Below are 25,729 nucleotides of genomic sequence, written 5' to 3'. Positions count from 1 at the left end.
CTTTTGCTTTTCTCATTCAGAAATAAGAAGATTACTTGATATTTGTAAGAACCGAATGAAAAGAGAAGCTGTTTTAAATATGTCATTATTGAAATCAATTCAAAATAAAAACGTGTCCTCAAAAGAACACGTTTTGGAAAAAATTAAGGGGCTTCAATTGGCCCCTTAATTTTTAACATTACGGCATTGTCTTAGAAGCTGATGACAAACATTCACCACCATATCTTTGGTGATGTTTACTTCTTTACCATCATCATCCAACATTACACATGTATTTTTAGGCTGTGACTCTAATACATGTTTAATACCGCTTTTTATTATTTGTTCACTTACGCTCATTTTAACCTCACTTGCTAAGACGATTTAAAGGGAGAAATGTCTTTGGCTACCTTTATGTCTAGTATTGTGAAATCAAAGCACAAAGTAAAATTTCAGATGTAACAACTGTTTAACGATATTCTGTTACAATTTCAACTTAAAATGATATCGTATTGCTCTTGCGTATATAAATTTTCAACTTGGAATTTAATCACGCGATGCACGAAATGCTCTAAATCTGCGACTGCTGGCGCTTCTGCGGTTAAAAGACGATCAATCACAGAAGGATGTGCAACGACAGTAAAGCCACTCTGAGATTCATAAGCTCGAGCATATCTGAGGATTTCTCGAAAAATTTCGTAACATACTGTCTCTGCAGTTTTAATATAACCACGTCCCTGACAAGCAGGACATGACTCACAAAGCAGATGCTCAAGTGACTCACGTGTACGCTTACGTGTCATTTCAACTAAACCCAGCTCTGAAACTTGGGTAATCTTCGTTTTCGCATGATCGCGTTCAAGCATTTTATCAAACTGATTCATGACTTCTTCACGATGCTGCGCTTCTTGCATATCAATGAAGTCAATAATGATAATACCGCCTAAGTTTCGCAATCTCAGTTGGCGGGCAATGACCTGTGTTGCTTCCATATTGGTTTTAAAGACTGTGTCTTCAAGCGTACGCCCACCGACATAGGAACCTGTATTGACATCAATGGTCGTCATGGCTTCAGTCTGATCAATCATCAGATAACCACCAGACTTCAAAGCAACACGGGTTTGCAATGCACGTTGAATATCTTCTTCAACATTATACAAATCAAAAATTGGACGCTCGCCCGGATAATGAATCAGGCGATTGGTCATGCTGGGTACAAATTCGCAGACAAATTCTGCTAACTTGGCGTGAATTTCACGTGAATCAACTGAAATTTTAGCAGTATCTTCATTTGCCAAATCACGAATCACACGTTGCGGCAAAGGCAATTCTTCAAAAATTAAAGAAGGAACAATCACACTTTTTTGTTTATCTTGAATGTATTGCCACAGCTTTGCTAGATAAGCCATGTCTTGTGCAATCGCTGCTTCTTCAATTCCTTCAGCAGCCGTACGTACAATCACTGAACCCGGTAGCTTATGCTCTGCTTGAATACGCTCAATCATCGAACGTAACCGGTCGCGTTCTTCTTCTGATTCAATACGTTGTGAAACGCCAATATGATGACCATAAGGCATCAATACCAAATAACGAGAAGGAATAGAAAGATCAGTACTTAAACGAGCCCCCTTTGTTCCAAGCATATCTTTCATGACTTGAACAGTGAGAATTTGCCCCGGTTGTAATAATTCAAAAACATTCGGTGTGGGTTGGTTACGTGTCCAAACCATATCATTAATATGTAAAAATGCAGTACGAGATAAGCCAATATCCACAAAAGCAGCTTGCATACCCGGAAGCACACGTACAACTTTCCCTTTGTAAATATTACCTACCAACCCACGCTTAACAGTACGTTCAACAAATAATTCATTGACCGTACCATTTTGAATTAAGGCCACGCGACATTCCATAGGCGTGACGTTAATCAATAACTCGTCAGACATAACAAAACTCAAAACATTATAAAAATTCTTTTTCGCAGTTAATTTAGTGCTTCAACTGCCCTGCTGTATTTGATCGAGTAACTGTATTGTTTCATGCAATGGTAGTCCTACAACATTACTATAGCTACCATTAATATGTTTAACATACTTTGCAGCAAAGCCTTGAATCGCATATCCACCAGCTTTACCTATAGGTTCCCCTGTCGCCCAATATTCTTCCATATCCTTTGAGCCTAAAAATTGGAACTCAACCTCAGTACGAACCACAACACTCAATAATTGTTTGGCATTTGCAACACAAACACCTGTCAGCACTTCATGCTTTTGACCTGACAATAATGTCCAAATATCAAATGCATGTTGCTTAGATTCTGGCTTACCAATAATTTGATCTGCAAAAACTAAACTTGTATCCGCAGCAATCACTATACTTTCAGGATGCAAGCCCAAGACAGCTTGAGCTTTTTGTACCGCTAATCGCTCTACATACTGATCAATCAGCTCATGTTCTAAAACAGATTCATCAATATCAGGACTACAGATTTCAAAATTTAATCCGACCTGTGACAACAATTCTTTTCGTCGAGGTGAACTCGAAGCTAAAATTAAATGCGCCATCTTCTCAATAAATAATAGAAAATAGGCCAGCATAAAATACTAGACACTAAAGGTTGCCAATGCCGTGCAAACGAAAAATGCACACCTGCCATTATCTGCCCCATAAAAGTAAAAACCAAATGAGCCAAAATGGCAAACATGCTGATAATCCAAAGATTACTAAAGGTCAGCACACGTCTTTCACGAATAAAATAACGGGTCAAAAAAGCAATCAGAACATAACTTAACGCATTCATGCCCAAAGGTGCATCTAGCAACAGGTCTGTAAATAAACCCATAGTAAATGCAAACCAGACACCACACCATGTTGGCTGACAAAGCACCCAAAAAAGCATGATCATAAACATGTATACTGGTCGCCAACCCGCAAACACATAAGACATTGGGTAAACGACTAGAATCGAACAAATAATAATTGAAACGACAATAATGAATAACGGGTCTTTACGTTGTTTTTCTGAGCGTAACTTTTTAGCGATCAACATTTGGCTGCTCCATCGCTAAGGAATCAGAAAATAATACCACCACATGATGACCACCAGCCAACTGTGCGGCAGGTACAACATCAATTTGAGCGAACTCACCTGTATTATGGCGCATCACTTTAGAGACTGAACCCACTAGATAACCCGCTGGAAAATGTTGTCCTAAACCAGAGCTATAGACTTTATCGCCTACTTTGATATTGGCACTGGTTGGAACGTATTCCATTTTCAAACGACCTAAATCACCTGTACCCGTCACAATCGCTCGCATACCTGAACTTTCTAAACGTACAGATAAAGAATGTTCTTTATCAGAAAGTAACATAATACGACTACTGTGTGGATAAACACTGATCACTTGCCCCATGATCCCTTTATCATCTAAAACAGTTTGACCCACTTTGATTTGATTGGCAGAACCACGGTTAATGATAATGATGTGACGTAAAGGATCGGCATCCGTCCCAATCACTTCAGCAATTTCCATACGACCATCAATGATTAACGGCGTATCAAGTAAACCACGTAAACGTGCATTTTCAGCTGAAAGTTCAGAGAGTTTTTGCAGACGCACTTGCGCTTGAAGCAATTCCGCTTGCATCGCAGTATTTTCACGACGCAATTGTGCTTCAGATTTGGTTTGCTGATTGAGCCATTCTTTCGACAATACAGGATAACTTGCTAAGGCATAAATCGGGTTATACGCCGCATACAAGACATCTCTTGCAGGTTGGATCACTTGAGGCATGCGCCAGTTAAAAAACAGCACTACCAAGCAAGTGATGACCGCAATGATGAACGAGCGAAAAGATGGCGGTTGTCTTGAAAAGAGATTCGGTTGCACCGCCTCGTCCTTAAACTTAATCTACGAAAGTTTAGCCTACAAAAAGCATATCATGGTTTGGATTGTCAAAGAATTCTAAGACTTTACCACCACCACGAGTCACACAAGTTAAAGGATCTTCAGCAACAACAACAGGTAAACCTGTTTCTTGCGCAAGTAATTTGTCTAAATTACGCAGTAATGCGCCACCACCTGTCAACACGATACCACGCTCTGCGATATCTGAAGATAGTTCAGGAGGTGTTTGTTCTAATGCAGATTTTACTGCTGAAACAATACTTTGTAATGGATCAGAAATGGCTTGCGTGATTTCATCAGAAGTTACAGTAATAGCGCGAGGCACACCTTCAGCAAGGTTACGACCACGAACTTCAATTTCTAAAGTTTTACCATCAGAAATCGCCATACCCACTTCTTTTTTGATGGTTTCCGCAGTTGTTTCACCAATCACGCAACCATGTGCTTTACGTACATAGTTAATGATTTGTTCATCAAATACATCACCGCCGATACGTAAAGAATCTGCGTACACACAACCTTGTAACGAAATGATGGCAATTTCAGTTGTACCACCACCAACGTCTACAACCATTGAACCACAAGCTTGCTCAACTGGCATACCTGCACCAATTGCAGCAGCCATTGGTTCTTCAATCAAACGTACATCACGTGCACCTGCATTAAATACAGCTTCACGAATTGCACGACGTTCTACCAAAGTTGATTTACACGGTACGCAAACCACTACACGAGGTGCAGGTGGAAATAAACGTTTTTCGTTCACTTTATCTAAAAATTGGTGCAACATAGTTTCAGTGACTTCAAAATCTGCAATCACACCATCCTTCATCGGACGGATTGCAGAAATGTTTGCAGGCGTACGACCAAGCATTTGCTTAGCGTCTAAACCTACAGCTGCAACAATTTTCGCCGAACCACTATGGCGAATTGCCACAACTGTCGGTTCATTTAATATAATGCCCTTTCCTGGTGCATAAATAAGTGTGTTTGCAGTACCTAAATCAATGGCAAGATCTGGCGAAAACAAGCCAATTAGTCGTTTTAGAATCACGGGTCGTTCTCAGTTTAAACTTTATGTGGACGCAAGATGGCAACTTTAACTAAATGTGATGATTTGAACAAGTCAATCGCTTATTATAACGCACGATATTTTGAATTTTTTTGAAACTAATTAGGTGAGACATCATGTCAACTTCAGATGCTCAGCACACTGCAGAGTTAAATGCACAAACAGTATCGCAGATCGCCAATCTTGCTCGATTGTCGTTGAATGATACGCAATCTGCTGAATATGCTCAAAGTTTAAATAAAATCTTGGGGATGATGGAAACATTAAAAGGTATTGATACCGAAGGTGTTGAGCCACTTAAAAGCCCATTTGATCATCCGCAGCCACTTCGCCCTGATGTTGTGACAGAAACCAATCATCGCGAACAATATCAAGCTATAGCCCCTGCTACACAAGACGGCTTATACCTTGTACCTCGTGTGATTGAATAATATTCAACCAAATAAACTTATTTATAAAATTAATCGTAAAGAATTGTACTCATGACTGATTTACACCGTTTATCGATTCGTGAAATGACTGAAGGCTTAAAAACTGCTCAGTTTTCATCTCGTGAATTGACTCAACACTATTTAGACCGTATTGCAAAAATCGATGGCCGTGTTCAATCGTATGTAACGGTAACTGCTGAACAAGCCCTCGCTCAAGCAGATGCGGCAGATAACTTACTCAAATCTGGTACAGCAGGCATATTGACTGGTGTTCCAATTGCACATAAAGATATTTTCTGTACCCAAGGGATTCGCACTTCTGCCGGTTCAAAAATGCTGGATAATTTTATCTCACCTTATGACGCAACTGTCGTTGCTAAAACCAAAGAAGCAGGCTTGGTCACTTTAGGTAAAGTGAACATGGATGAATTCGCAATGGGTTCAACCTCTGAAAGTTCATTCTATGGTGCGACTAAAAACCCATGGAACTTAGAACATGTTCCGGGTGGTTCATCAGGTGGTTCAGCGGCTGTGGTTGCTGCGGATTTAGCCCCTATTGCAACAGGTACAGATACGGGCGGTTCGATTCGTCAACCTGCTTCATTCTGTGGCTTAACAGGCTTAAAACCAACCTATGGTCGTGTATCACGTTTCGGGATGATCGCATTCGCATCGTCACTTGACCAAGGTGGCCCAATGGCACGTTCTGCTGAAGATTGTGCATTCTTGATGAACACCATTGCAGGACATGATGCTAAAGATTCAACTTCTGTAGATAAAGCAGTCGATGATTATGTTGCAAATTTAAATGCAACAGCAGTCAAAGGTTTACGTATTGGTATTCCTAAACAATATTTTAATGTTCAAGGTTTAGATGCTGACGTTAAAGCGCGTGTTGAAGAATCATTAAAAAAATTGCAAGAGATGGGTGCAACCTTGGTTGAGATTGATCTCAACATGACTGAAGCCTATGTGCCAACGTATTATTTGATTGCGCCTGCTGAAGCTTCATCGAACCTGTCACGTTATGACGGCGTGCGTTATGGTTACCGTTGTGAAAACCCAACCGATATTTTAGACCTGTATAAACGCTCTCGTTCAGAAGGTTTTGGTGCAGAAGTGCAACGTCGTATCTTGATTGGTACTTATGCACTTTCTGCGGGATATTACGATGCTTATTATGTCAAAGCACAAAAAGTACGTCGTTTAATCCAACAAGATTTCTTAAAAGCATTTGAAAATGTTGATGTCATCGCTGCGCCATCTGCACCGACCACAGCTTACAAAATCGGTGCAAATCTTAGCCCGACTGAAATGTATTTAGGCGATATTTATACCCTTGCGGTGAACTTGGCAGGTCTGCCAGCGATCAATGCACCTGTTGGTTTTGATGCAAATCAACTTCCTGTAGGTTTGCAGTTGATTGGTAACTATTGGTCAGAATCTCAATTGTTATCTATTGTTCATCAATATCAACAAAATACGGATTGGCATACTAAACGTGCGGCAATTGCTGAGGAGAACGTATAAATGACTAATGCCTCAAAAACAGCGCAAAAAGCACCTAAATCAAACTTGATTGATGGATGGGAAGTCGTTATCGGGATTGAGATCCACACGCAGTTGATGACCAATTCTAAAATTTTCTCAGGTTCTTCAACCACTTTTGGTCAAGATCCAAATACGCAAGCCAGCCTTGTTGATTTGGCAATGCCGGGGGTTCTTCCTGTATTAAATAAAGAAGTCGTTGATCTTGCGATTCGTTTTGGTTTAGGTATCGATGCTTATATCGATCAGGCTTCTGTCTTTGCTCGTAAGAACTATTTCTATCCTGATTCGCCTAAAGGCTATCAGATTAGCCAAATGGACAATCCGATTGTTGGCTTGGGTCATATCGACATTCAGCTTGAAGATGGCACAGTGAAGCGTATAGGCGTCACACGTGCGCATTTAGAGGAAGATGCAGGTAAATCGATTCACGATCAATTCGAAGGGATGTCGGGTATTGATTTAAACCGTGCAGGTACGCCTTTACTGGAAATCGTCTCTGAGCCTGATATGCGTTCTGTGGAAGAAGCTTTGGCTTATATCAAAGCGATTCACACTTTAGTGCGTTGGTTGGGGATTTCTGACGGTAACATGGCAGAAGGTTCTTTCCGTTGTGACTGTAACGTGTCTTTACGTCGTCCGGGCGATGCATTTGGTACACGTTGTGAATTGAAAAACATCAACTCTTTCCGTTTCATCGAACAAGCGATCAATGTTGAAATTGAACGTCAAATGGACATTTTGGAAGATGGTGGCAAGATCGACCAAGAAACACGTTTGTTCGATACAGTGAAGATGGAAACGCGTTCGATGCGCTCAAAAGAAGAAGCGAACGACTACCGTTACTTCCCAGATCCTGACTTGCTTCCTGTTATCATTTCAAATGAACAAGTTGAAGCGGCTCGGGCTGCGCTTCCTGAGTTGCCGAAAGCACGCCGTGCTCGTTTTATCGCTGACTTTGCAGTGACTGAGTATGATGCACATGTGTTGACGCTTTCTCGTGAAATGGCTGATTTCTATGAAGCTGTTGTGGTTGCTGCTGGCGGTGCTGCTCAAGGTAAGGTTGCTGCAAACTGGGTGATGGGTGAATTCTCAGGTGCTTTAAATAAAGCCAGCTTAGAACTTCAAGACTCGCCTGTTTCTGCTGAGCAATTGGGTGGCATGATCGCACGTATTGTTGATAACACCATTAACGGCAAAATTGCTAAGCAAGTGTTTGGCTTTATGTGGGAAGCAGAAGGAAAATCTGCGGATGACATTATTACTGAGAAAGGCTTAAAGCAAGAAACCGATACAGGTGCGATTGAAGCGATTATTAAAGATGTACTTGCAGCCAATGAAAAAATGGTCGAAGAGTACAAGTCTGGTAAAGAAAAAGCCTTTAATGGTCTCGTTGGTCAAGTCATGAAAGCTGCAAAAGGTAAAGCCAACCCTGCGCAAGTGAATGAATTGATGAAGAAATTGATTGATTAAGCTGATCTCATTTTAAAAGAAAACCCGCTTTAGAGCGGGTTTTTATTTATATGCTTATTGTTTTGGTCTGCTATTTCTTTTAAATCTATCATGATTTTTTGATAGTCCTCAGCATTTCTAATTTGAGCAAATTCCGATTCAATTTTTTTAAGCTCAATATCTGTTAAAACATCACCATTAACCTTCAATAGATATTCAAAAGCTATAACTTTTTTTGCAATGAAATTTGTTTTAATACCATCATATGTATAAATAAAAAAAGGAATACAACCGAGAAAAAAATAAAAGGTCATAAAGATATAAAAATTTTTATGATTTCTTAAAGGCCAATTTTTATCTTTTTCGAATTCATTTATACCATCCCGTTCTTCATCTAACTTTCTCTTAACTTTGGTGAAAAGTAATAAACATATTAGTATGGTTATTAAGCCAAGAAATGTAACTATTAAACTATATGTTTTAGCTTGAAATCTATCCAAACTCCGCATAGAAATACTTTGATATATTTCATTGCTAAAACTAGTCGAGGTATCTACTAAGAAATTAATAACGCCATTGCTCAGAAAACTTAATATAGGTTTTAATAGTATCTCCCAAACGCCACTGCCTAAACCACCAAGAATAATTGTTCCCAGTATTCCTAATATACAACTAATAGTTTTATGCTTCTTTATAAATTCTTTCATCATCAATAAGCTAAAGATTTTATTCAATGTAATAATACATCAAAAAACATAATTCTAATTAGTTACACTATTATATTTATTACTGAATTAATCCTAAATGCTCCTATGCTTCATTAAAAATGATATTAAAATACAGATAACACCTAACCTCATCCCCTTACACACAAATAAAAAATTAACTGATTTCATTGATAATATTCACAGAATAAACATAAAGATGTAAGGTGATTCCCTATTTTTGTGGGGGATTTACGATAAAACTTCTACCATCAATAACATATACCAACTCCCCCAAACTTCACCAATATGTTATTTTTATACCATCGAAGTCAGCGTATTCTAAAAATGAAAAAGAAAATATTCAGTCTTATTCTACCCTTAGCTGTATTCACCCAATGACACATGCTCAAAACATAGAAACCTTTAAGCCAACTTTTCCACAATTTTCAAATACACAAGCACAAAGAAACAAAGCCAATCAACTCTATCCCATTGGACAGGCAACATTTTCCAACCAAGTCAAAATTCCCGCATACGGCGTAACGGTAGAAAACCCTGTCGAAGATGGACTGTTAAAAAATACTGCCCCTTGTACCAAAAACAATTGCACATTCAACTTTAAACTCAATGTAAAAGATGCAGAAAAACTTAAACTCATTCCCTTACCCATAAGTCTTTAAGTACATGATATAAAACGTGTAAGTTTAAAATTTACTATGGGAAGGAAAATGAAATTTAAGCTGTATTTTTGATTTTTTAGCCCAAATAATACAAAATTCCATGCAATGAGCTGTGAAAAATACATTTTTGGGCGAAAATGCTATGTTACAACAGCAACTTAAACCCATGATGTTTATGAGTATCTCAAAAATAAATATGCAAGATATTGATATTTATCTAGAAATATTTGTGGGTAAGGGGGTGTCCAAAAGCCTAAACTTTCCTAAAATATCAGGCATTAAAAAGTCGTGACCAATTTATTTAAATCACCCCACAAAAACACTCGGCAACACCACATTCAACTCAGCAAACTTATAATCCTGAACATTTCGAGTAACAATCGCAGTACAGCAGAAACTTAAAGCTGCGAAATGCTGAATAGCATCTTCAAAGTCAGTAAATTTAGAATCTAAAGCTTTGCTCATTCCTACATGATCAACAGGAATAATGACTAAAAATTTTAGAAGCTGTTTAATAAATATACGGGCTTTCTCATCCCCACCCAACTTACGCAAAATATAGTAAATATTGGCGACACTGTTGGAAGAAATACAACCTGTAAAAGCACCATTCTCGCATAAAGCTAAAACCTGTTGACTAGCCTCAACAAAGGGCTGACGTGCTAAAGCAACATCTAAAATCACATCAGAATCAACAAAAATACGCTCACTCATAGATGCTTTTCCATACGTATATCTGCAAGTAATTCTTTATAATCCCGACCATTGTCCTGTGCAGCGAACATCCCAATTAAATGTTCTGTAATTGGAGCTTGGATCTCATTTGCCCTATTCGCTTGAGCTGAGATACGATCTAAATAAGCCTCAACCAAACTAGAAACACTTTGCTGATGTTGCTGTGCATAATGCTTTGCTCGTTCAATTACATTTTTATCAATCGAGAGCGTTAACTTCGCTTGCATGAGTATACTCCTATACGTATCATATAATTAATTATACGTATAAATTGTTTTTTAGCAATTTATTTTAGTTCGTGAATAAGAGTGAAATAATCACTGCCCTCTTAATCCACTTAACAAATCATATTATTCAAGTCTACATCTGGCTTTTAATAAATTTCATATCTCCAAACTTCACCAATATGTTATTTTTATACCATCAAAGTCAGCGCATTCTAAAAAGGAAAAAGCAAATATTCAATCTTATTCTACCCTTAGCTGTATTCACACCAATTACACATGCCCAAAACGTAGAAACCTTTAAACCAACTTTTCCACAATTTTCAAATACACAAGCGCAAAGAAACAAAGCCAATCAACTCTATCCTATTGGACAGGCAACATTTTCCAACCAAGTCAAAATTCCTGCATACGGCGTAACGGTAGAAAACCCTGCTGAAGATGGTTTGCTTAAAAATACTGAGCCTTGTACAAAAAGTAATTGTTCCTTCAATTTTAAACTTGATCCCAGACAGGCTGAAAAACTCAAACTCGTTGCAATTCCAAGTCTTGGTTATATCCTTGTTCCAAGACATTGGACAGATATCTCAGCGGCAACAGGCGCCAATGGTACAAGCTCAGTTCTGATGATGAGCCCAAATCAAAAAGAAGCGATTACAGCCTATGACTCATCGTTCTGTGTGGGTTGTGGCTTACCGAATGCAACCTTGTATTTTCCAGACTTATTAAAACAAAGCCTTGATAATGAATATGGCGGTTATAAAGATCTCAATAAAAAACTCAAGTTAGTTTATCCCTCTAAAACCACTGCATTTTTTAGTTATCAAATTCCAAACTTGAATAACAAGGCACATGGTATTGCCAAATATAGAGATGACGGCGATTTTAACTTTGTGAATATTCACCTTACTTTAGACAAAGCTAATCAAAACTTAGCAACCCCGATTTTAAATTTTTATAATGCAACACATTGATAAAGAAAAATAAAAAACAAAACCCTCAACTAAATCAAGGAGAGGGTTTTGTGTAAAGCAGTATCAAAAATTATCGAGTAATACCCAATTTATTAAAAATATCAGGGGTTAAAAAAGTCGTGACCAATTTATTCAAATCCACATAACGAATCACACCCTGTAACTGCTGTTTCACTTGCGGATTCTGAATAATATTTTCACCTGTGCTACGTCCTAGCTCCTGAAAACTATCACCGACCGCCTGTAACCCTTCAGCCTGAATCACCGCTTTGGTTTGAGTCGCACATTGCTCCACAATCACACGCTGTAAAACCTGAGCAAACTTTTGATCTAACTGATCTCGTTGTTGATCTGTAATATTACTAAAAGCTTTTAAATCAGGATGCGTTGATAAAGCAGAAAAAGTCCATTGCAACACTGTGGTTTTATCTGTTGCTGTCGTGGCCTTAACCAAGCAGTCACTGAGTTGATCTACTGTTTGCCCTGCTGTCGCAAACTGCGTTGTTCCAAGCAAAGCCACAGCGATACAGACAGACTGTACGCCACGAGAAAATCGCTGACCAATAGGCGAAAAAGCTGAGCGTGTCATAGGCGAACTTCTAATTCAAAAATTATTTTCTTTGTATCATGAAACCAGATGAATCACCTGTTATGACTCTGTAAACGAATCTCCATGATTCCAATATAAATAAAAGCATATAAATTTAGACCAGTACAATAAAATGGCTACTGGTCACTCATCATTTACTTTTAAATACAATGACATAAATCATTAATTCATCTGTTTAAGCATATATTTGGCGACAGCATGATTCTGATTGGTGGATAGATTTTGTAAAATACGCTTAGCCCGATCTTGCGGATTGGAAAAACGACGGCTATAACTCGGCACACTGGTTAAACATTTTGCAACCAAAACACCTGACTCTGCATAGACATTGATTCCACTTGCACCACGTAAACGTCCATAACCATACGCTCGTTCGGCATTGTTACATGCGTTGATTTGGTTCTGCCCTCGCCCTAAATCTTTACGTGCAGAAGCATACAATTGCATCTGTTGAAGTTGCGGTGACAATACAACTTTCTCAGCTTGAGGCTTCTCTTTTTCCTCTTCAATAGGTGCAACAATAGGTTTTTTTTCTTCAACCACTTTTACAGGTGGCGTTTTACTTGCAATTGTATTCTTAGAATTATTTACATTCGTTTTTTTCTCTGCTGTCACTTGGGTCGTAACCGTTTTAGCATTCAGTTTTTTTACATCATCCAAAGACACAAGCTTGGTTTGTAAATAAACCACTCGTGTTTCCGTATGATCTAACTTACGTTCGGAAATAGGTTCAATCGATACATACCAATATTGACCATCTGTTTGCTTACATTGATATGCCCCGATGCCTTGTTTCACACTGCTATAGGTATTGAGTAATTTTTTTGACCAAATATCTTTCACTAAGCTCATTGAACTTTTTTGTACCAACGCAAATTTTCCACCTTTGGCTACACAGAAACGACTTAAATACTGCTTAGGTAATAAAGATTGAATTTCCTTCTCGCCTTGCTGCGGTCCCCAATAATAGACATATTCTTTCCCTGAACTGTTATTGTCATTGATATTCTTTTTATCAATCACTTCTTGAGGCGAAGTGTACTGATTAAATGATTCTGCTGTTAATCCATTCATACTGGCGCAGCCATGCAAAACAAAACCAACCCCACCCAACAACAGCAATGTTTTGAAATTCACTTCACAATTCTCAATTATATTTTTTAAATGAAAATATATGAAATCGACCAAAATAACAAACTTAATATATTGATTTTATTATCCATTTATCAAAATTAAATATCGACAATAGCACATAAATCACCACAATTCGTGGTTCAATTAAACAAAGTTAAAAATACTAAAATCTAAGTTGTGTTTTTTAAACGATGATAATGCTGATAAATAAAAAACCGAATTTTAACCTGAGCTAAAATTCGGTAAAAAAGAATGAATCAGAAACTAAATCGCTTACCAGATTGTGACGCGTTTATTGGCTGGTAAATACATTTTATCGCCTTGTTTTATTTTAAAAGCATCATAAAACGGCGCTTGATTCAGCAATGTCGCATTGCCACGAACTTTATCAGGAGAATGTGTATCTCTTTTAATGTATTCAATTTGCAATGCATCTGTAATTTTTGAGCGCCATGCTTGAGCCCAGCCTAAGTAAAAACGTTGCTCACCTGTAAAGCCGTCTAAAACTGGTGCAGGTTTACCGTTTAAAGACAATTCATAAGCTTTATAAGCAATCGCAAGTCCTGAGTTATCAGCAATATTTTCACCTAAAGTTAGTTCACCATCGACATGGTAGCCCTTTACAGGCTCATAAGCGCTGTACTGTTGCACTAGAACCGCTGTCTTCTCTTTAAATTTCTTACGATCTTCGTCTGTCCACCAGTTTTTCATATTACCTACATCATCAAACTCGCTACCTTGGTCATCAAAACCATGGCTGATTTCATGACCAATAATCGCACCGATTGCCCCGTAGTTCGTAGCATCATCCGCATCCATGTCAAAAAATGGCGGTTGTAAAATAGCAGCAGGGAAAACGATTTCGTTTAGAGGTGCATTGTAATATGCGTTGATGGTTTGAGGTGTCATCCCCCATTCATCACGATCCACGGGTTTACCCAATTTATTTAATGCATATTGATGTTCAAACTCACGTGAACGGATGACATTTCCAACTAAATCATTATTTTTAATCTCTAAAGCTGAATAATCTCGCCATTTATTTGGATAGCCAATTTTTACAGCAAAACTGGCTAATTTCTTTTGTGCCTCAACCTTGGTCGCTGGACTCATCCAATCCAAATCATCAATACTTTGTTGATAAGCCTTCATTAAGTTTTGAACCAGTTGTTCCATGCGCTGCTTTTTCTCAGCAGAAAAATGCTTTTTCACATAAATCTGACCTAAGCTTTCACCGAGAGTACCATCAACAAGCTGTACCCCACGTTTCCAACGTGGTTTTTGTTCTTTCACTTCTCTAAGCTGATAACTATAAAAATTAAAGCTGTTATCGACAAAAGCTTGACTGAGTAAAGGTGAAAAATCACTGACTAAGTGAAATTTATAATAAGCTTTCCATGTATCTAAACTGTTGTTTTCTACAATTGAACTAAGCGCTTTAAAATAGCTTGGTTGAACCACTTGAATGTCTTGAATCTTATCGGTTAAACCAAGCCCTTGTAGATAAGCTTGCCAATTCGTTTTTGGACTCAGTTTGGCTAAGTCTTCTGTTTTGTAAATGTTATAGAGTTTCTGCACATCACGATTTTGGACATTGCTCCATTGCGCTTTTGCGATTTGAGTTTCTAGTTTTAAAATATCTTTAGCATGTTGTGATGCCTGTTTGTCACCTGCCAGTATTAAGGTTTTTTCAATATAAGCGACATATTGCGAACGGATTTTTTTGAATTTTGCATCATCTTTTAAGTAATAATCACGATCTGGAAGACCTAAACCACTTTGCCCAATTACAGCACGCATTTGCGTAGCATCTTTCATGTCCTGTTCAATACCGACATCAAATGGACTGGTAACACCAATTCTAGAAAAATGCGCTGCCAATTGTGCCAATTGTTGTTTATTTTTTAATGCATCAACATTTGAAATTTCAGTTTGGATTGGCTTTATTCCCAATGCTTCAATATTTTTTTCATCCATAAAATTGGCATATAAATTTGCTACTTTTTGTTCAGCACTTCCTTCTGCCGATTTTTGTTTGGATAACTCATCAACAATATCATGCAACTGATCTACTGATGCTTCATGTAAAATATCAAACGTTCCCCAACGTGATTTATCAGCAGGAATTGCGGTATTTTTTAACCATAATCCATTTACATGGTCATAAAAATCATCTTTTTCACTGATACTTGAGTCAAAATATTGTTTTTCTATACCTGATTTTTTTTGAACTTGTTCTGCCGATGATGCGGTTTGTACAGGCTGTACTGCCGTTGTTGCCCATAGTGACGCAGATGCAGACATGATTGCTATTGCTAAAACACTTTTTATGAATCCGAGTTTCAAAGATCTATCCTCTATTTTAATTTTTAAACGTATGAAGTTAATTTTCAATCTTGTACTTTTAAGCAAATTTAATCTGTTGCGAAAATGCAATTTTTCACATCATTAAATTTGAACAACCATTTAATTATGATTGACTAATCAAGCTTAAATTACTGCTCTTAACTTAGCTAAATAAATTGAAAATCAATCTGTTATAAATAACAGCAACAATTAAGCCAAAGCAAGCTGAATTGTATATTTTTTAATAAAAAATACAGAAATCTAAATCTCTTGAACTGATAGCATCATGCTAATAAACGAAGTATATGTGCCAAACGTATATTGGCTGTATTGTGTTTATACACGGCATAAATCGGGGCAATACACGGCGTATCTGCTTTTAGATCTTTATAGACAATTTGCTTATTCCAAAAATCACGAATAGACGCAGGTACAATCGACAAACCAATCCCTGCTGCAATCAAATTTAAACTAGAGGTCAAACGAGGAGCTTCTTGCACAATTTTGGGACTAAACCCAGCCTGATAACAACTGGCTAAAATATTATCAAACAAGTCTTGCCCTGCTAAACGTCGATAAAGGACAAAATCATAAGCTTCTAAATCTAGAATATGAATGGCGTCTATTTGATTTGCCAAAGGATGATTATTCGGTAAAGCAACAATGAGAGGTTCATCTAGAACATGCAAACTTGTCAGCCCAAAACCAATCGGTGCAGGCTTCCGTAAAAACACGATGTCATTTTTATCATTCAGAATAGAGTCAATCAGCGAACTGCTTCCATCTTCTTCCAAATGAATTGAAACCGCAGAAAATGCTTCACGGAAATTACGCAACAATTCAGGTAAAAAAGGATGTAAACCTACCGAATTGGTAAAGCCAATATTGATCTGCCCTTCCAAACCCATAGAAATATTTTGCACACGTTTTGGAATGGCTTGCGCATGTGCAAGGATAGTTAAAGCCTCTTGATATAAAGCTTTTCCTGCTTCCGTAACCTCAACACCTCGTGGTAAGCGTTTCAATAAATCTGTCGATAATTCATTTTCTAAAGTTTTAATCATTCTTGTAAGAGGCGGTTGTTGCATATTGAGTCGCACAGCTGCACGAGAAATATTGCTTTCCTCTACCACCGCTACAAACGCTTTGAGTTTATGAATATCGATCATCACTCTACCTTAAGCATACTTTTTTGATATAGATAACAGCAAAAATAGCATTTTTCATTATATCTCAACAAGCAGATAATCAAACTCAAGCCAAGTGGAAATGCAATTGAAAGAGGTCTAAATGAATACTGAAGCAATTTTATTGGAGCAACAACTGGAAATCCCCAATTGCAAAACATTATTTTTAGGCTTTATGAAACTCGGTTTGATGGGCTTCGGTGGAGTCTTACCACTGGCACATCGTTTGATTGTAGAAGATCAGAAGTGGCTAACATCAGAACAATTTACTGATTTATTAGGGGTTTGTCAGATCCTACCAGGTGGTAATATTGTCAATATGGCCGTTGCAATTGGCTATGATTTTGCAGGGCTAAAAGGCGCAATGAGTGCTGTCTTTGGTTTAATGCTTGCTCCAACTATTATTGTTATTTCGCTGTATCAGCTTTATGCAAATTTTCAGAATATTCCACTCGTACAACATATCATTCAGGGACTAGCCGCCGCTGCCGCAGGGTTACTGTTTGCGACTGGCTTTAAAATGCTTAAACCTTTAATGAAAAGCAAATTGACCTACTTCACCATCGTATTAACCATCATTTTCATGTTATTGATCAAATTACCTTTGGTACTGACCTTACTGATTTTAGTTGCAATCAACATGATGGTTTTAACATTCAAACAACACCAAATGAATAACGCCAAATGAATCAGGAGTAAAACTGCATGTATATACTTTTAGCACTCACACTGGTTTTTACTCAATTGTCTTTATTGGCTTTTGGCGGCGGAAATGCGATTTTGCCTGAAATGCAACATCAGGTTGTTACTGTACATCACTGGATGAGTGCCGAACAATTCAGCTCGATGTTTGCAATTGCACAAGCAGCGCCTGGCCCCAATATGATGATTGTTCCTTTAATCGGTTGGCATGTTGCTGGACCAATGGGCTTGATTGTGACTTCATTTGCGAAGTTTGGGCCATCTTCAATTATCACTATTTATGCACTAAAATTCTGGAATAACTTTAAAGATAATCCTCTTAGAGCCATATTTGAAAAGGCTTTAAAACCGATTACAGTTGGATTGGTATTGGTTAGCGCTTGGATTATTGCACAAGCTTCTGCACAAAATATTCTGTTGATTGTGATTGTTGCTTTGACAATTTGTTTAAGCTTATTCAAAAATGTACACCCAGTTTGGTTAATGGTATTTGGTGCAGGAGCTGGCGCGATATTGTTATGATGTGGTCTGTTATCATTCTTCCAGTGACAGTTTAACCAGTTCTGATTTAGCCAATTACAGTTTAATAATTCAGAATCATTTTACCTCAATACAAAAAATTTCAATTTACAGACTAAATTCAACATAAGTAGGGTTTTATTATGTAATAATTAAATTTGAATGTTTTACAAACAATTAGTTAACAATGGAAATGGATGTGATTGAATTACTTGAACCAGTAAGATTAGAAAAAGATGATTTAGAGCCCATCAAGATCGAAGCAGGAACTTTATTAAAGATCTTGATGACCAATCCATCATCTTATCTTGTGGGAGATGAAACAGGTGTTTCTTTCTTAATCAATTTCAGTGATGAAAATATCAAGTGGAAGAAAATTTAACTTGCACTGAATAAAATGTAAAAATGCTCTTTCAACAGTCAGTCATACATCTAGTGCTTAGATGTTAAGCTGTTGTTTTGATTGAGCATAGAATAAAACTGATCAAATATGAACAATCTATAAAAACCAATCCTCATAAAAATACATCACTATTTTTATTCTAAGATTTAAGACCCTACAAAACGCGTATTTAGTTCAAAATGATTAAAGTTAAGCTTATAGCATGGGTTATGTTCAGCTTTTATAGACGTGTCTTAGCACAACTCAGCCGAAAAGCAATTCAGATTCTTTAACTCAACTCTGCAAATTGTCTGACCTGATTGCGCCCACTTAACTTTGCAAAATATAAGGCTTGGTCAGCTTGGCGAACAAACTCTTCTTTGTTTAAATTATCTGTTTCAGATGGCATAGAAATACCAAAACTTGCTGTGACAATAATTTTATCAATGTTATTTAAATAGATATGATGATTTTCAATTTCAGCTCGGCATCGTTCTGCAATGTCGAAAGCTTGTTTCAATTCGATATTGTTGAGAATAAAAATAAATTCTTCACCACCAAAACGTCCGACATAATCTTCTTGTCGAATATTGTTCGCCAATATTTCTGCAACTTGTTTCAATACCTGATCACCAATATCATGCCCATAGGTATCATTCACACGTTTAAAATGGTCAATATCGAGTAAAACTATTACATATTGCTGTTTCTGTTCATGATTTGTAGTTAAAAACTCACTGATACTACGTCGGTTATAAACCAAAGTTAATGGATCAATCTTGCCCATTCTATCGATATGTTCTTCCCTATATTTCCATTGAATCAACAATATAATAAATAAAATAATGCTAAATAAGAAAATAGGAATATAGAAATACAGCATACTAGATACCCAAAATTTATTATTATGTAAGGGTAATTCTTGCAATGTCTGACTATAAATAGGTGCATACGCAATTTGATCAATAGCGCTCAAATATCCACAAATCCCAATAAAAATAGTTACAGGAATGACTGCGATATACACCTCTCTAGGTTTAAAAAGAACTAAACCAACGGTCACTAAACTCACAAAACTTGCGATAGAGGCGAAACTAATAATACCTGTACAATATGCCCCATATATAAGTGTTAAACCTACATAACACGTTGTGAAATATGGAATATATTTTTCAACAAAAAGATTATTCCTTAATAGATGAGCAGCGATAATTGCGATGAAATAACCAAACATCGACAGACAGTATGCTGTCATAAGGTTTGGGTAAAATTCTAAATTAATCCAAATTTGAAGTTCTGGTCGTCTAACACAAACCAACCACCATACAATCCAAAGTATTGTAATCACCGCACATAAGCTAAATGCTAAAATACTTTTATTGACATTACTCCAATTCATGATGACACTGTCTTTCATGAATTTTGAATATTCGTCTTTTAGTATTTTAAGAAAATGAGGCTTCATGGGAAATAATTACTCGATATACTCATCTCGTGTTAGCTTGGGAAACTTATTTTTTAATATCATTGCTAAAGTGGATTTAAATAAATAAGTCACAATAATTATAATAAATATGACACGGTTATCACTTTATACGTTTGATTCATAACATCTGTCAAGTTTCACCATTGGTTTAATTATTAGCCTTTAGTATAAGTAAAGATGGATTCAAATGCTAAGAATGTTTTCAATTATCAAAAAATAGATATTCTAATATTATCATTACAATACCTTTACAGTTTAAGAAAATACGATTCTGCATGTATTATAATATTTTAGTTATTTACAATATTAACTTCATAATAAATTAAATATTTACGTCATATCCTTCTCATTCAATATTTTTATTTAGCAAGGCTTCAATATTGATTTGGAGATTCATTATGAAAGAAAAATATTCTAAATGCAGCGATTATTTGTTGTACTTTGAATGCTGAGTTGTGTAGACATATTTTAAGCATCATTTCATTGATTTATTACATTTTTATTTATATATAACAAATTGATTAATAACAATTTATGTTGTTTTTATTTATTTTTATATTTTTTCAAAACTACAAAAAAAACAGCAAAGCGATTCATAGCTTTGCTGTTTTTGATCAGACGATGATTTAGCCTTGGTTTGCTAAATTTTTCTTTAATTCATCTTCAATAATTTCAATTTCTAAATCTGTGAATTTACGAATCTCACCTTCAGCATGTTTTTCAAGTAAACCACCAATCAATGGGACTTTAACTTTCACATCCCAATCCAGTTTAATATTCACTTGGTTGTCATCACCTGTCACAGAACGGTTACAACTCGCAGTAAGTGGTAAATTTGCACCTAATTCTACCTTAGACGTCATTGCTTCTAAATTGGTAATATCTGAACGCTTTAATCGAAATGCATCTTTTAAAAGTTTTTTTGCGATGTCTGGGATATTGACGTCTAAATTGTACGCACGACGTAAAGTATAAGTATTCCCTTCAATTTTAGATTCCACAATTTCTAAATTTTCACCAGGAATCCTTTTGCATACAGCTTCATGCAACGAAGTATCTGCTGCTAATCTTTTGAAATCATTGAGTGATACGCCTGATATCGTTGCATTTACAGTAAATTGATGCGCCATATAAAACCCTTTTTACATTTTTGTTGTCCATAAACGTTCCCTCAATGATTTTGAATAACGTTTAGTTAAGTTCCACTATATATTTTAATTTCAATTTTTGATTGACTGTGTACGACTTGTTTTTGTTATTTTATGCCATGCGATAGCTTTATTTTCTCTTGGAAACTATGAATACTAATCAATAAATAATGATTGCGAAATTCAATGTATATATCAAATTCTTCGGCTCCATCATCTAAACCTGATACTGTCCAAACCGTTCCCTTTGGGAAATCATCCAGCCAAGTGGATTTATAAAAGTCAGAAACAGAATCAAAATCCACATATTTTTGAGGTTCTGCCACGATTTTCTGTACAACGAGATCAAACTTTTGTTTTTGTATTTCAATAAAATCAATCATCATGGCATCTATTCTTCTGTCTGTTAAATCCCATTAAATACCTTATTTTGCTGTTTCTTTTTCACCTGTTGCCACTGCCACCAACCAAAAGCCGCCATTCCAACAAAAGCAGCATATAAACCTGCAGTTAAAAATAAATCTTTGTAAATGAACATCCCAACATAAATAATATCGACAAAAACCCAAAGCACCCAAGTGGCAATATGTTTACGACTGGTCCAATACGTTGCCAATAAACTAAATGCAGCCAATTGAGAATCTAACATCGGCAAAGCAGCATCGGTAAAATAGTGTAACGATAAACCAAAGACCAAGCCTCCGACAGCAGCTAGAATCATTTGAAATATCACAGTTTTTACAGCAATCGGTTCAATACGAATTTCATGGTCTTGTTGTTTGCCTTTCAACCAGTGATAGAAACCGTAAAAATTCACAACCATAAAGAAAAACTGCAAAATTGTTTCACCATATAGCTTAAATTTGAAGAATAAATACGCGTATAAAATAAAAGCAACAAAGTTAAATAGCCAACACCACATATTCCGTTTAATGGTGAGCGCAACACCAATAATGCTAATGATCACGGCGAATATTTCTAGTGGTGACATAATGAGGCTACAACTTAAAAGAAGTGCTTATTATGAAAAAATACCCAACGAATGCAAGTATAACAATGAATAATCCAACCCAATCAGATAAAAACCCTGTTCAATTTAATTACGCTCAATACCAAACGATCATCAAAGCAACATATTGAAGTAAATATCCTCAAATCAAGATTTCTTTCAATATGCTATACAACGATGAACAATCCAGTCATATTGATTCATTTGACAGTTTTCTAACGATCGTTTAAAAATATAAATAATAACCAAAGAGGGAATAATAATGTCGAGCAATCAAGGAAAAGTCAGTCGAGAAATCCGTGGTCATATTTTTTTAATTGGATTGGATCGAGCAGAAAAACGCAATGCTTTTGATAGTCATATGATTCATGATTTATCACTCGCCTTAACCGAATATGAAGACAATCCAGAACTACGCTGTGCTGTGGTTTTTGCACACGGTGAACATTTCACGGCAGGACTAGACTTAGTCGAGTTACAACCTAAACTCGCTGAAGGTGTATTTAATTTTTCTGATGAGGTGGTCAATCCTTGGGGAACTGTCGGTCGTCAACGCACCAAACCCCTCGTGACCGCTGTACAAGGTTACTGCTATACCGCTGGAATTGAATTGATGCTGAATTCCGATCTTGTGATTGCCAATGAAAATACACAATTTACCCAAATCGAAGTACAACGTGGAATTTTACCTTTTGGTGGTGCTACTGTGCGTTTTGTTCAAGCAGCAGGTTGGGTAAAAGCAATGAAATATGTGCTGACTGGGGATTTATTCTATGCGCAAACTGCTTATGAAATGAATTTAGTCACCGAAGTTATTGAAGGAAATAATCAGTTGATCCGTGCGATTGAGTTGGCAGAACGTATTGCTCAAGCAGCACCTCTTGCAGTGCAAGCGACATTGCATTCAGCTCACCAAGCTTTTTTACATAGCCCTGAAGTCGCATTCAGCAACCTACAAAGTTTACTCAGTCCCTTACTTGCTTCGGAAGATGCGCGAGAAGGTGTCATGGCAATGTTAGAACGAAGAACGCCTAAATTTAAAGGTAAATAAAAAAGGAGATAAAGAGTTCAACTCAAAACCTAATTTAATAAATGTAAGAGAAATGACGATGCAAAACCTGAAACAACAAACGGATACACAGCACTTCAATACACAAGCTTTTAATACTGAAATCATTGCGTTTAAAGCATTGGATGATTATCCATTGGTTGGAACCTTATACACACCTAAAAACTTTATTAAAGCTCAAATTGTACTTGCATGTGCGACAGGTGTGCCACAAGGATTTTATCGTCGTTTCTCTGAATATGCGGCACAACTGGGCTATCAAGTTTTTACTTTCGATTACCGAGGCGTGAGTCAATCAGCACCAAAAACCTTAAAAGGTTTTCACATGTCTTATTTGGATTGGGGGAAATTAGACTTAGCCGCTGCAATTGACTATCTCGAACAAGATGATTTATCACTATTTCTCGTTGGGCACTCTTACGGAGGTCAAGCTTTAGGTCTCACTCCAAATCATCATAAAGTCACTGCAATGTATTGTTTCGGCACTGGTGCAGGCTGGCATGGCTATATGCCCTTTAAAGAAAAAATTAAAGTCCAAGTGATCTGGAATATTGTCTTTCCACCAATAGTTGCAGCAACAGGATATTTACCTTGGAGCAAACTCAATATGGGTGCTGACCTTCCTAAAGGGGTTTATCAACAATGGCGCAAATGGTGTAAACATCCAACCTATTTCTTTGCTGACCCTGAGCAACAACAATTACATGAGCAATATGCTCAAGTTAAAACCCCTATTTATGCTGTTGCAGCATTAGATGATGATTGGGCTTTGCCTAATTCACGTTATGCATTTATGCAACATTACCGTCAAGCACCTATGCATTTCATCAATATTTCTGCCGATGAGTTTGGTTTAAAACACATTGGTCATATGGGCTATTTCCGTAAAGGTTCTGAACCTATTTGGGATAAAATGCTCAATACTTTTGAAGATTTAATCACTCATTGAGAACATCAAGGTCAAAATGCGTCCACAAAAATTAACACCTGAACAGATTCTCAATCTCTGTGCTTTACAGTTTAAAGCGCATGGTTATGCAGGAACCAGCATGGACATGCTGGCGAAAGCATGTGGGCTCAGTAAGGCCGCATTTTATTACTACTATCCTAATAAAGAAGCGTTATTGCTTAAAGTTTTAGAGCATACACATTTGTATTTAAAAGAATATCTATTTGCTATCGCCTACGCTGAAGATATCAATCCTGTCGATGAATTTAATCAAATGCATGAACGTGCTGTACAATTTTTTAGTTATGAAATTAAAGGCTGTCTCGTTGGCATTCTATCTTTAGAATCGTTCAATATTTCAAATGAAGTTGAGCAAAAAATACGTGAAATCTTTCAGGATTGGCAACAGACTTTCTATCAATTATTTCGTCATCAGCTTGACGAAGACTCTGCGCAAATTTTAGCTAAAATCAGTGTTGCTGATTATGAAGGTGTTATTTTAATGTATAGATTGAATAATGATACGTTCTATCTTGATCAAATTAAAATAAGAATTTTGCAGGCACTTCAATCTTAAATTTATGGATTAGATATATTTACGGCTAAAATTCGTGTTTGAAAATGGTTCAAGAAATCAATAACGATCTTTAAATTCAGCCTTATGCTCTACCCCATCACGATCTACGTGAGCATAGAATACACCATAACGTCCGACATAATATTCAAGTGATTGATCGTGATAACTCCAAAAAATTGACCATTCACCGAAGTCAAAACTGCCACTTTGGCTTTGGGTATTCATCGGCATTTTATTTAAAAACGCTTGTTGGATTTGTCCCGCTTGATTAATGTCCTTGACCTGAATTGCCTTGTCAAAAAACAATTGTGCGACTTCATCAAAAAGCCGTTGATCTTGTTCAGTCATTGGAATTTCTTCAACAGCTACTTTTGCAGTGACTGGTTCGACAAGCTCAGTTGGCTTTACTCTTTCAGCATCAAGTATTTGTTTAATGGCTTTCGATTTTTCAGGCAGCTCATCACCTTCAGACTCAATTTGTCGTTGTTGTGCTAATGCTTTATCTTGCATAGACGTATTTATTTTATGCTGAGCAATCCTGCTCCATAAAATATAGAGCGTGACAATAATTAGAATCAAAAAGATAAACTTCATCATGCCACTACTCCCTTATATATTCATTGTATTAACGTATTAACAATCATCAAAATTAAACTGGTAATCATTCAAGTGACCATTTTTAAAGTAAAAAGTTACCGAATTGTTTGAATCTTTAGGTGTTTCGATACCATAAACATGTGGTTCTAAATTAAAAATAAATGGTGAAAATTTCTTTTTAAATTGCGTTTCCGTTATTTTTCCATCTATTTTTATGCTGTTTATTTTAACAGCATTATTCATTTTCAAATAGACTTTATCTATACGTCCATTATCTAACACGATAAAACTATCATAGATC

At 36.6% G+C, this 25,729-nt stretch carries 29 protein-coding genes and 1 pseudogene; 11 read left to right on the top strand and 19 right to left on the bottom strand.

Annotated features, from left to right (window positions below):
• Positions 1–165 precede the first annotated feature (165 nt).
• The 6 genes from GGG_RS21165 to GGG_RS0114135 all read right to left on the bottom strand — a co-directional run bounded on the left by GGG_RS21165 (position 166) and on the right by GGG_RS0114135 (position 4,944).
• Complete coding sequence (locus GGG_RS21165) at positions 166–339, bottom strand: PA1571 family protein (protein WP_010116013.1); 174 nt, start codon at positions 337–339, stop codon at positions 166–168.
• A 131-nt stretch (positions 340–470) separates the two neighbouring features.
• A complete protein-coding gene (rng, locus tag GGG_RS0114155; protein WP_010116011.1) occupies positions 471–1,925 on the bottom strand; it encodes a ribonuclease G in 1,455 nt (484 codons plus the stop codon).
• A 51-nt stretch (positions 1,926–1,976) separates the two neighbouring features.
• Positions 1,977–2,543, bottom strand: coding sequence for a Maf family nucleotide pyrophosphatase (locus tag GGG_RS0114150; protein ID WP_010116010.1), 567 nt, complete (start codon positions 2,541–2,543; stop codon positions 1,977–1,979).
• Complete coding sequence (mreD, locus tag GGG_RS0114145; RefSeq protein ID WP_010116009.1) at positions 2,531–3,028, bottom strand: rod shape-determining protein MreD; 498 nt, start codon at positions 3,026–3,028, stop codon at positions 2,531–2,533. The genes GGG_RS0114150 and mreD overlap by 13 nt, the downstream gene beginning before the upstream one ends.
• Positions 3,015–3,872 carry a rod shape-determining protein MreC gene (gene mreC, locus GGG_RS0114140; protein ID WP_010116008.1) on the bottom strand — a complete coding sequence of 286 codons (858 nt, stop codon included), beginning with the start codon at positions 3,870–3,872 and terminating at the stop codon, positions 3,015–3,017. Before mreC ends, mreD begins: the two co-directional genes overlap by 14 nt.
• A 31-nt stretch (positions 3,873–3,903) precedes the next feature.
• Complete coding sequence (locus tag GGG_RS0114135) at positions 3,904–4,944, bottom strand: rod shape-determining protein (RefSeq protein WP_010116007.1); 1,041 nt, start codon at positions 4,942–4,944, stop codon at positions 3,904–3,906.
• Between the two features lie 134 nt (positions 4,945–5,078).
• Here GGG_RS0114135 and gatC point away from each other — a divergent pair, with 134 nt between their 5' ends.
• Genes gatC through gatB form a run of 3 tightly spaced genes read left to right on the top strand, consistent with a single transcriptional unit; the run spans position 5,079 to position 8,414 of the window.
• Positions 5,079–5,393 carry an Asp-tRNA(Asn)/Glu-tRNA(Gln) amidotransferase subunit GatC gene (gene gatC / locus GGG_RS0114130; RefSeq protein WP_010116006.1) on the top strand — a complete coding sequence of 105 codons (315 nt, stop codon included), beginning with the start codon at positions 5,079–5,081 and terminating at the stop codon, positions 5,391–5,393.
• Between the two features lie 51 nt (positions 5,394–5,444).
• Positions 5,445–6,923: an Asp-tRNA(Asn)/Glu-tRNA(Gln) amidotransferase subunit GatA gene (gatA, locus tag GGG_RS0114125; protein ID WP_010116005.1), complete on the top strand. Its 1,479-nt coding sequence runs from the start codon at positions 5,445–5,447 to the stop codon at positions 6,921–6,923.
• Entirely contained in the window at positions 6,924–8,414 is a 1,491-nt protein-coding gene (gene gatB / locus GGG_RS0114120; protein WP_010116003.1) for an Asp-tRNA(Asn)/Glu-tRNA(Gln) amidotransferase subunit GatB, read from the top strand.
• A gap of 29 nt (positions 8,415–8,443) precedes the next feature.
• On the opposite strand, the gene GGG_RS0114115 is transcribed toward gatB, so the two are convergent.
• Positions 8,444–9,100 carry a hypothetical protein gene (locus tag GGG_RS0114115; RefSeq protein WP_138920285.1) on the bottom strand — a complete coding sequence of 219 codons (657 nt, stop codon included), beginning with the start codon at positions 9,098–9,100 and terminating at the stop codon, positions 8,444–8,446.
• Positions 9,101–9,495: 395 nt separating this feature from the next.
• Between GGG_RS0114115 and GGG_RS20905 the strand changes: the two genes are divergently transcribed.
• Positions 9,496–9,780: a DUF4850 domain-containing protein gene (locus tag GGG_RS20905; RefSeq protein ID WP_010116000.1), complete on the top strand. Its 285-nt coding sequence runs from the start codon at positions 9,496–9,498 to the stop codon at positions 9,778–9,780.
• A gap of 306 nt (positions 9,781–10,086) precedes the next feature.
• Here GGG_RS20905 and GGG_RS0114100 read toward each other — a convergent pair whose 3' ends face one another.
• Positions 10,087–10,494 (bottom strand): PIN domain-containing protein, encoded by a 408-nt coding sequence (locus GGG_RS0114100; RefSeq protein ID WP_010115998.1) that lies wholly within the window; start codon positions 10,492–10,494, stop codon positions 10,087–10,089.
• Positions 10,491–10,742: a DUF6364 family protein gene (locus tag GGG_RS0114095; protein ID WP_010115997.1), complete on the bottom strand. Its 252-nt coding sequence runs from the start codon at positions 10,740–10,742 to the stop codon at positions 10,491–10,493. The genes GGG_RS0114100 and GGG_RS0114095 overlap by 4 nt, the downstream gene beginning before the upstream one ends.
• Before the next feature lie 179 nt (positions 10,743–10,921).
• Between GGG_RS0114095 and GGG_RS0114090 the strand changes: the two genes are divergently transcribed.
• Positions 10,922–11,713 carry a DUF4850 domain-containing protein gene (locus GGG_RS0114090; RefSeq protein WP_010115996.1) on the top strand — a complete coding sequence of 264 codons (792 nt, stop codon included), beginning with the start codon at positions 10,922–10,924 and terminating at the stop codon, positions 11,711–11,713.
• A 70-nt stretch (positions 11,714–11,783) separates the two neighbouring features.
• Here GGG_RS0114090 and GGG_RS0114085 read toward each other — a convergent pair whose 3' ends face one another.
• From GGG_RS0114085 to GGG_RS0114070, 4 genes are all read right to left on the bottom strand, one after another.
• Positions 11,784–12,302, bottom strand: coding sequence for a hypothetical protein (locus GGG_RS0114085; RefSeq protein WP_010115995.1), 519 nt, complete (start codon positions 12,300–12,302; stop codon positions 11,784–11,786).
• A 183-nt stretch (positions 12,303–12,485) separates the two neighbouring features.
• Positions 12,486–13,460 (bottom strand): hypothetical protein, encoded by a 975-nt coding sequence (locus GGG_RS0114080; RefSeq protein WP_010115994.1) that lies wholly within the window; start codon positions 13,458–13,460, stop codon positions 12,486–12,488.
• A 270-nt stretch (positions 13,461–13,730) separates the two neighbouring features.
• On the bottom strand, positions 13,731–15,803 hold the full coding sequence (locus GGG_RS0114075) for a M13 family metallopeptidase (RefSeq protein WP_029574601.1): 2,073 nt from the start codon (positions 15,801–15,803) through the stop codon (positions 13,731–13,733).
• Between the two features lie 284 nt (positions 15,804–16,087).
• Positions 16,088–16,972, bottom strand: a complete 885-nt coding sequence (locus GGG_RS0114070; RefSeq protein ID WP_010115991.1) for a LysR family transcriptional regulator — start codon at positions 16,970–16,972, stop codon at positions 16,088–16,090.
• A gap of 121 nt (positions 16,973–17,093) precedes the next feature.
• Between GGG_RS0114070 and GGG_RS0114065 the strand changes: the two genes are divergently transcribed.
• The 3 genes from GGG_RS0114065 (at position 17,094) to GGG_RS0114055 (ending at position 18,593) form a co-directional block, all read left to right on the top strand.
• Positions 17,094–17,678: a chromate transporter gene (locus GGG_RS0114065; RefSeq protein WP_010115990.1), complete on the top strand. Its 585-nt coding sequence runs from the start codon at positions 17,094–17,096 to the stop codon at positions 17,676–17,678.
• 17 nt (positions 17,679–17,695) lie between these two features.
• On the top strand, positions 17,696–18,214 hold the full coding sequence (locus GGG_RS0114060; protein WP_010115989.1) for a chromate transporter: 519 nt from the start codon (positions 17,696–17,698) through the stop codon (positions 18,212–18,214).
• Positions 18,215–18,404: 190 nt separating this feature from the next.
• A complete protein-coding gene (locus tag GGG_RS0114055) occupies positions 18,405–18,593 on the top strand; it encodes a hypothetical protein (protein ID WP_050809041.1) in 189 nt (62 codons plus the stop codon).
• A gap of 289 nt (positions 18,594–18,882) precedes the next feature.
• On the opposite strand, the gene GGG_RS0114050 is transcribed toward GGG_RS0114055, so the two are convergent.
• From GGG_RS0114050 to pnuC, 4 genes are all read right to left on the bottom strand, one after another.
• Positions 18,883–19,992, bottom strand: coding sequence for a GGDEF domain-containing protein (locus GGG_RS0114050; RefSeq protein ID WP_029574600.1), 1,110 nt, complete (start codon positions 19,990–19,992; stop codon positions 18,883–18,885).
• A 713-nt stretch (positions 19,993–20,705) separates the two neighbouring features.
• Complete coding sequence (locus GGG_RS0114040) at positions 20,706–21,209, bottom strand: DUF2505 family protein (protein ID WP_010115986.1); 504 nt, start codon at positions 21,207–21,209, stop codon at positions 20,706–20,708.
• 125 nt (positions 21,210–21,334) lie between these two features.
• Positions 21,335–21,613 carry a hypothetical protein gene (locus GGG_RS0114035; RefSeq protein WP_010115984.1) on the bottom strand — a complete coding sequence of 93 codons (279 nt, stop codon included), beginning with the start codon at positions 21,611–21,613 and terminating at the stop codon, positions 21,335–21,337.
• 20 nt (positions 21,614–21,633) lie between these two features.
• A complete protein-coding gene (gene pnuC, locus GGG_RS0114030) occupies positions 21,634–22,218 on the bottom strand; it encodes a nicotinamide riboside transporter PnuC (RefSeq protein ID WP_010115982.1) in 585 nt (194 codons plus the stop codon).
• Between the two features lie 280 nt (positions 22,219–22,498).
• Between pnuC and GGG_RS0114020 the strand changes: the two genes are divergently transcribed.
• Genes GGG_RS0114020 through GGG_RS0114010 form a run of 3 tightly spaced genes read left to right on the top strand, consistent with a single transcriptional unit; the run spans position 22,499 to position 24,831 of the window.
• Positions 22,499–23,287: a crotonase/enoyl-CoA hydratase family protein gene (locus GGG_RS0114020; protein WP_010115980.1), complete on the top strand. Its 789-nt coding sequence runs from the start codon at positions 22,499–22,501 to the stop codon at positions 23,285–23,287.
• Between the two features lie 58 nt (positions 23,288–23,345).
• Positions 23,346–24,254: an alpha/beta fold hydrolase gene (locus tag GGG_RS0114015; RefSeq protein ID WP_010115978.1), complete on the top strand. Its 909-nt coding sequence runs from the start codon at positions 23,346–23,348 to the stop codon at positions 24,252–24,254.
• A 16-nt stretch (positions 24,255–24,270) separates the two neighbouring features.
• Positions 24,271–24,831: a TetR/AcrR family transcriptional regulator gene (locus tag GGG_RS0114010; protein WP_010115977.1), complete on the top strand. Its 561-nt coding sequence runs from the start codon at positions 24,271–24,273 to the stop codon at positions 24,829–24,831.
• A 57-nt stretch (positions 24,832–24,888) separates the two neighbouring features.
• On the opposite strand, the gene GGG_RS0114005 is transcribed toward GGG_RS0114010, so the two are convergent.
• Positions 24,889–25,428, bottom strand: coding sequence for a hypothetical protein (locus GGG_RS0114005; RefSeq protein ID WP_010115976.1), 540 nt, complete (start codon positions 25,426–25,428; stop codon positions 24,889–24,891).
• Positions 25,429–25,464: 36 nt separating this feature from the next.
• Positions 25,465–25,729: pseudogene (locus GGG_RS0114000) on the bottom strand (hypothetical protein); the annotation flags it as partial.

The organism is Acinetobacter sp. P8-3-8 (assembly GCF_000214135.1).
Lineage (GTDB): Bacteria > Pseudomonadota > Gammaproteobacteria > Pseudomonadales > Moraxellaceae > Acinetobacter.
The sequence above is the reverse complement of the archived record's forward strand: the minus strand, read 5'-3'. Positions and strand labels throughout refer to the sequence as shown.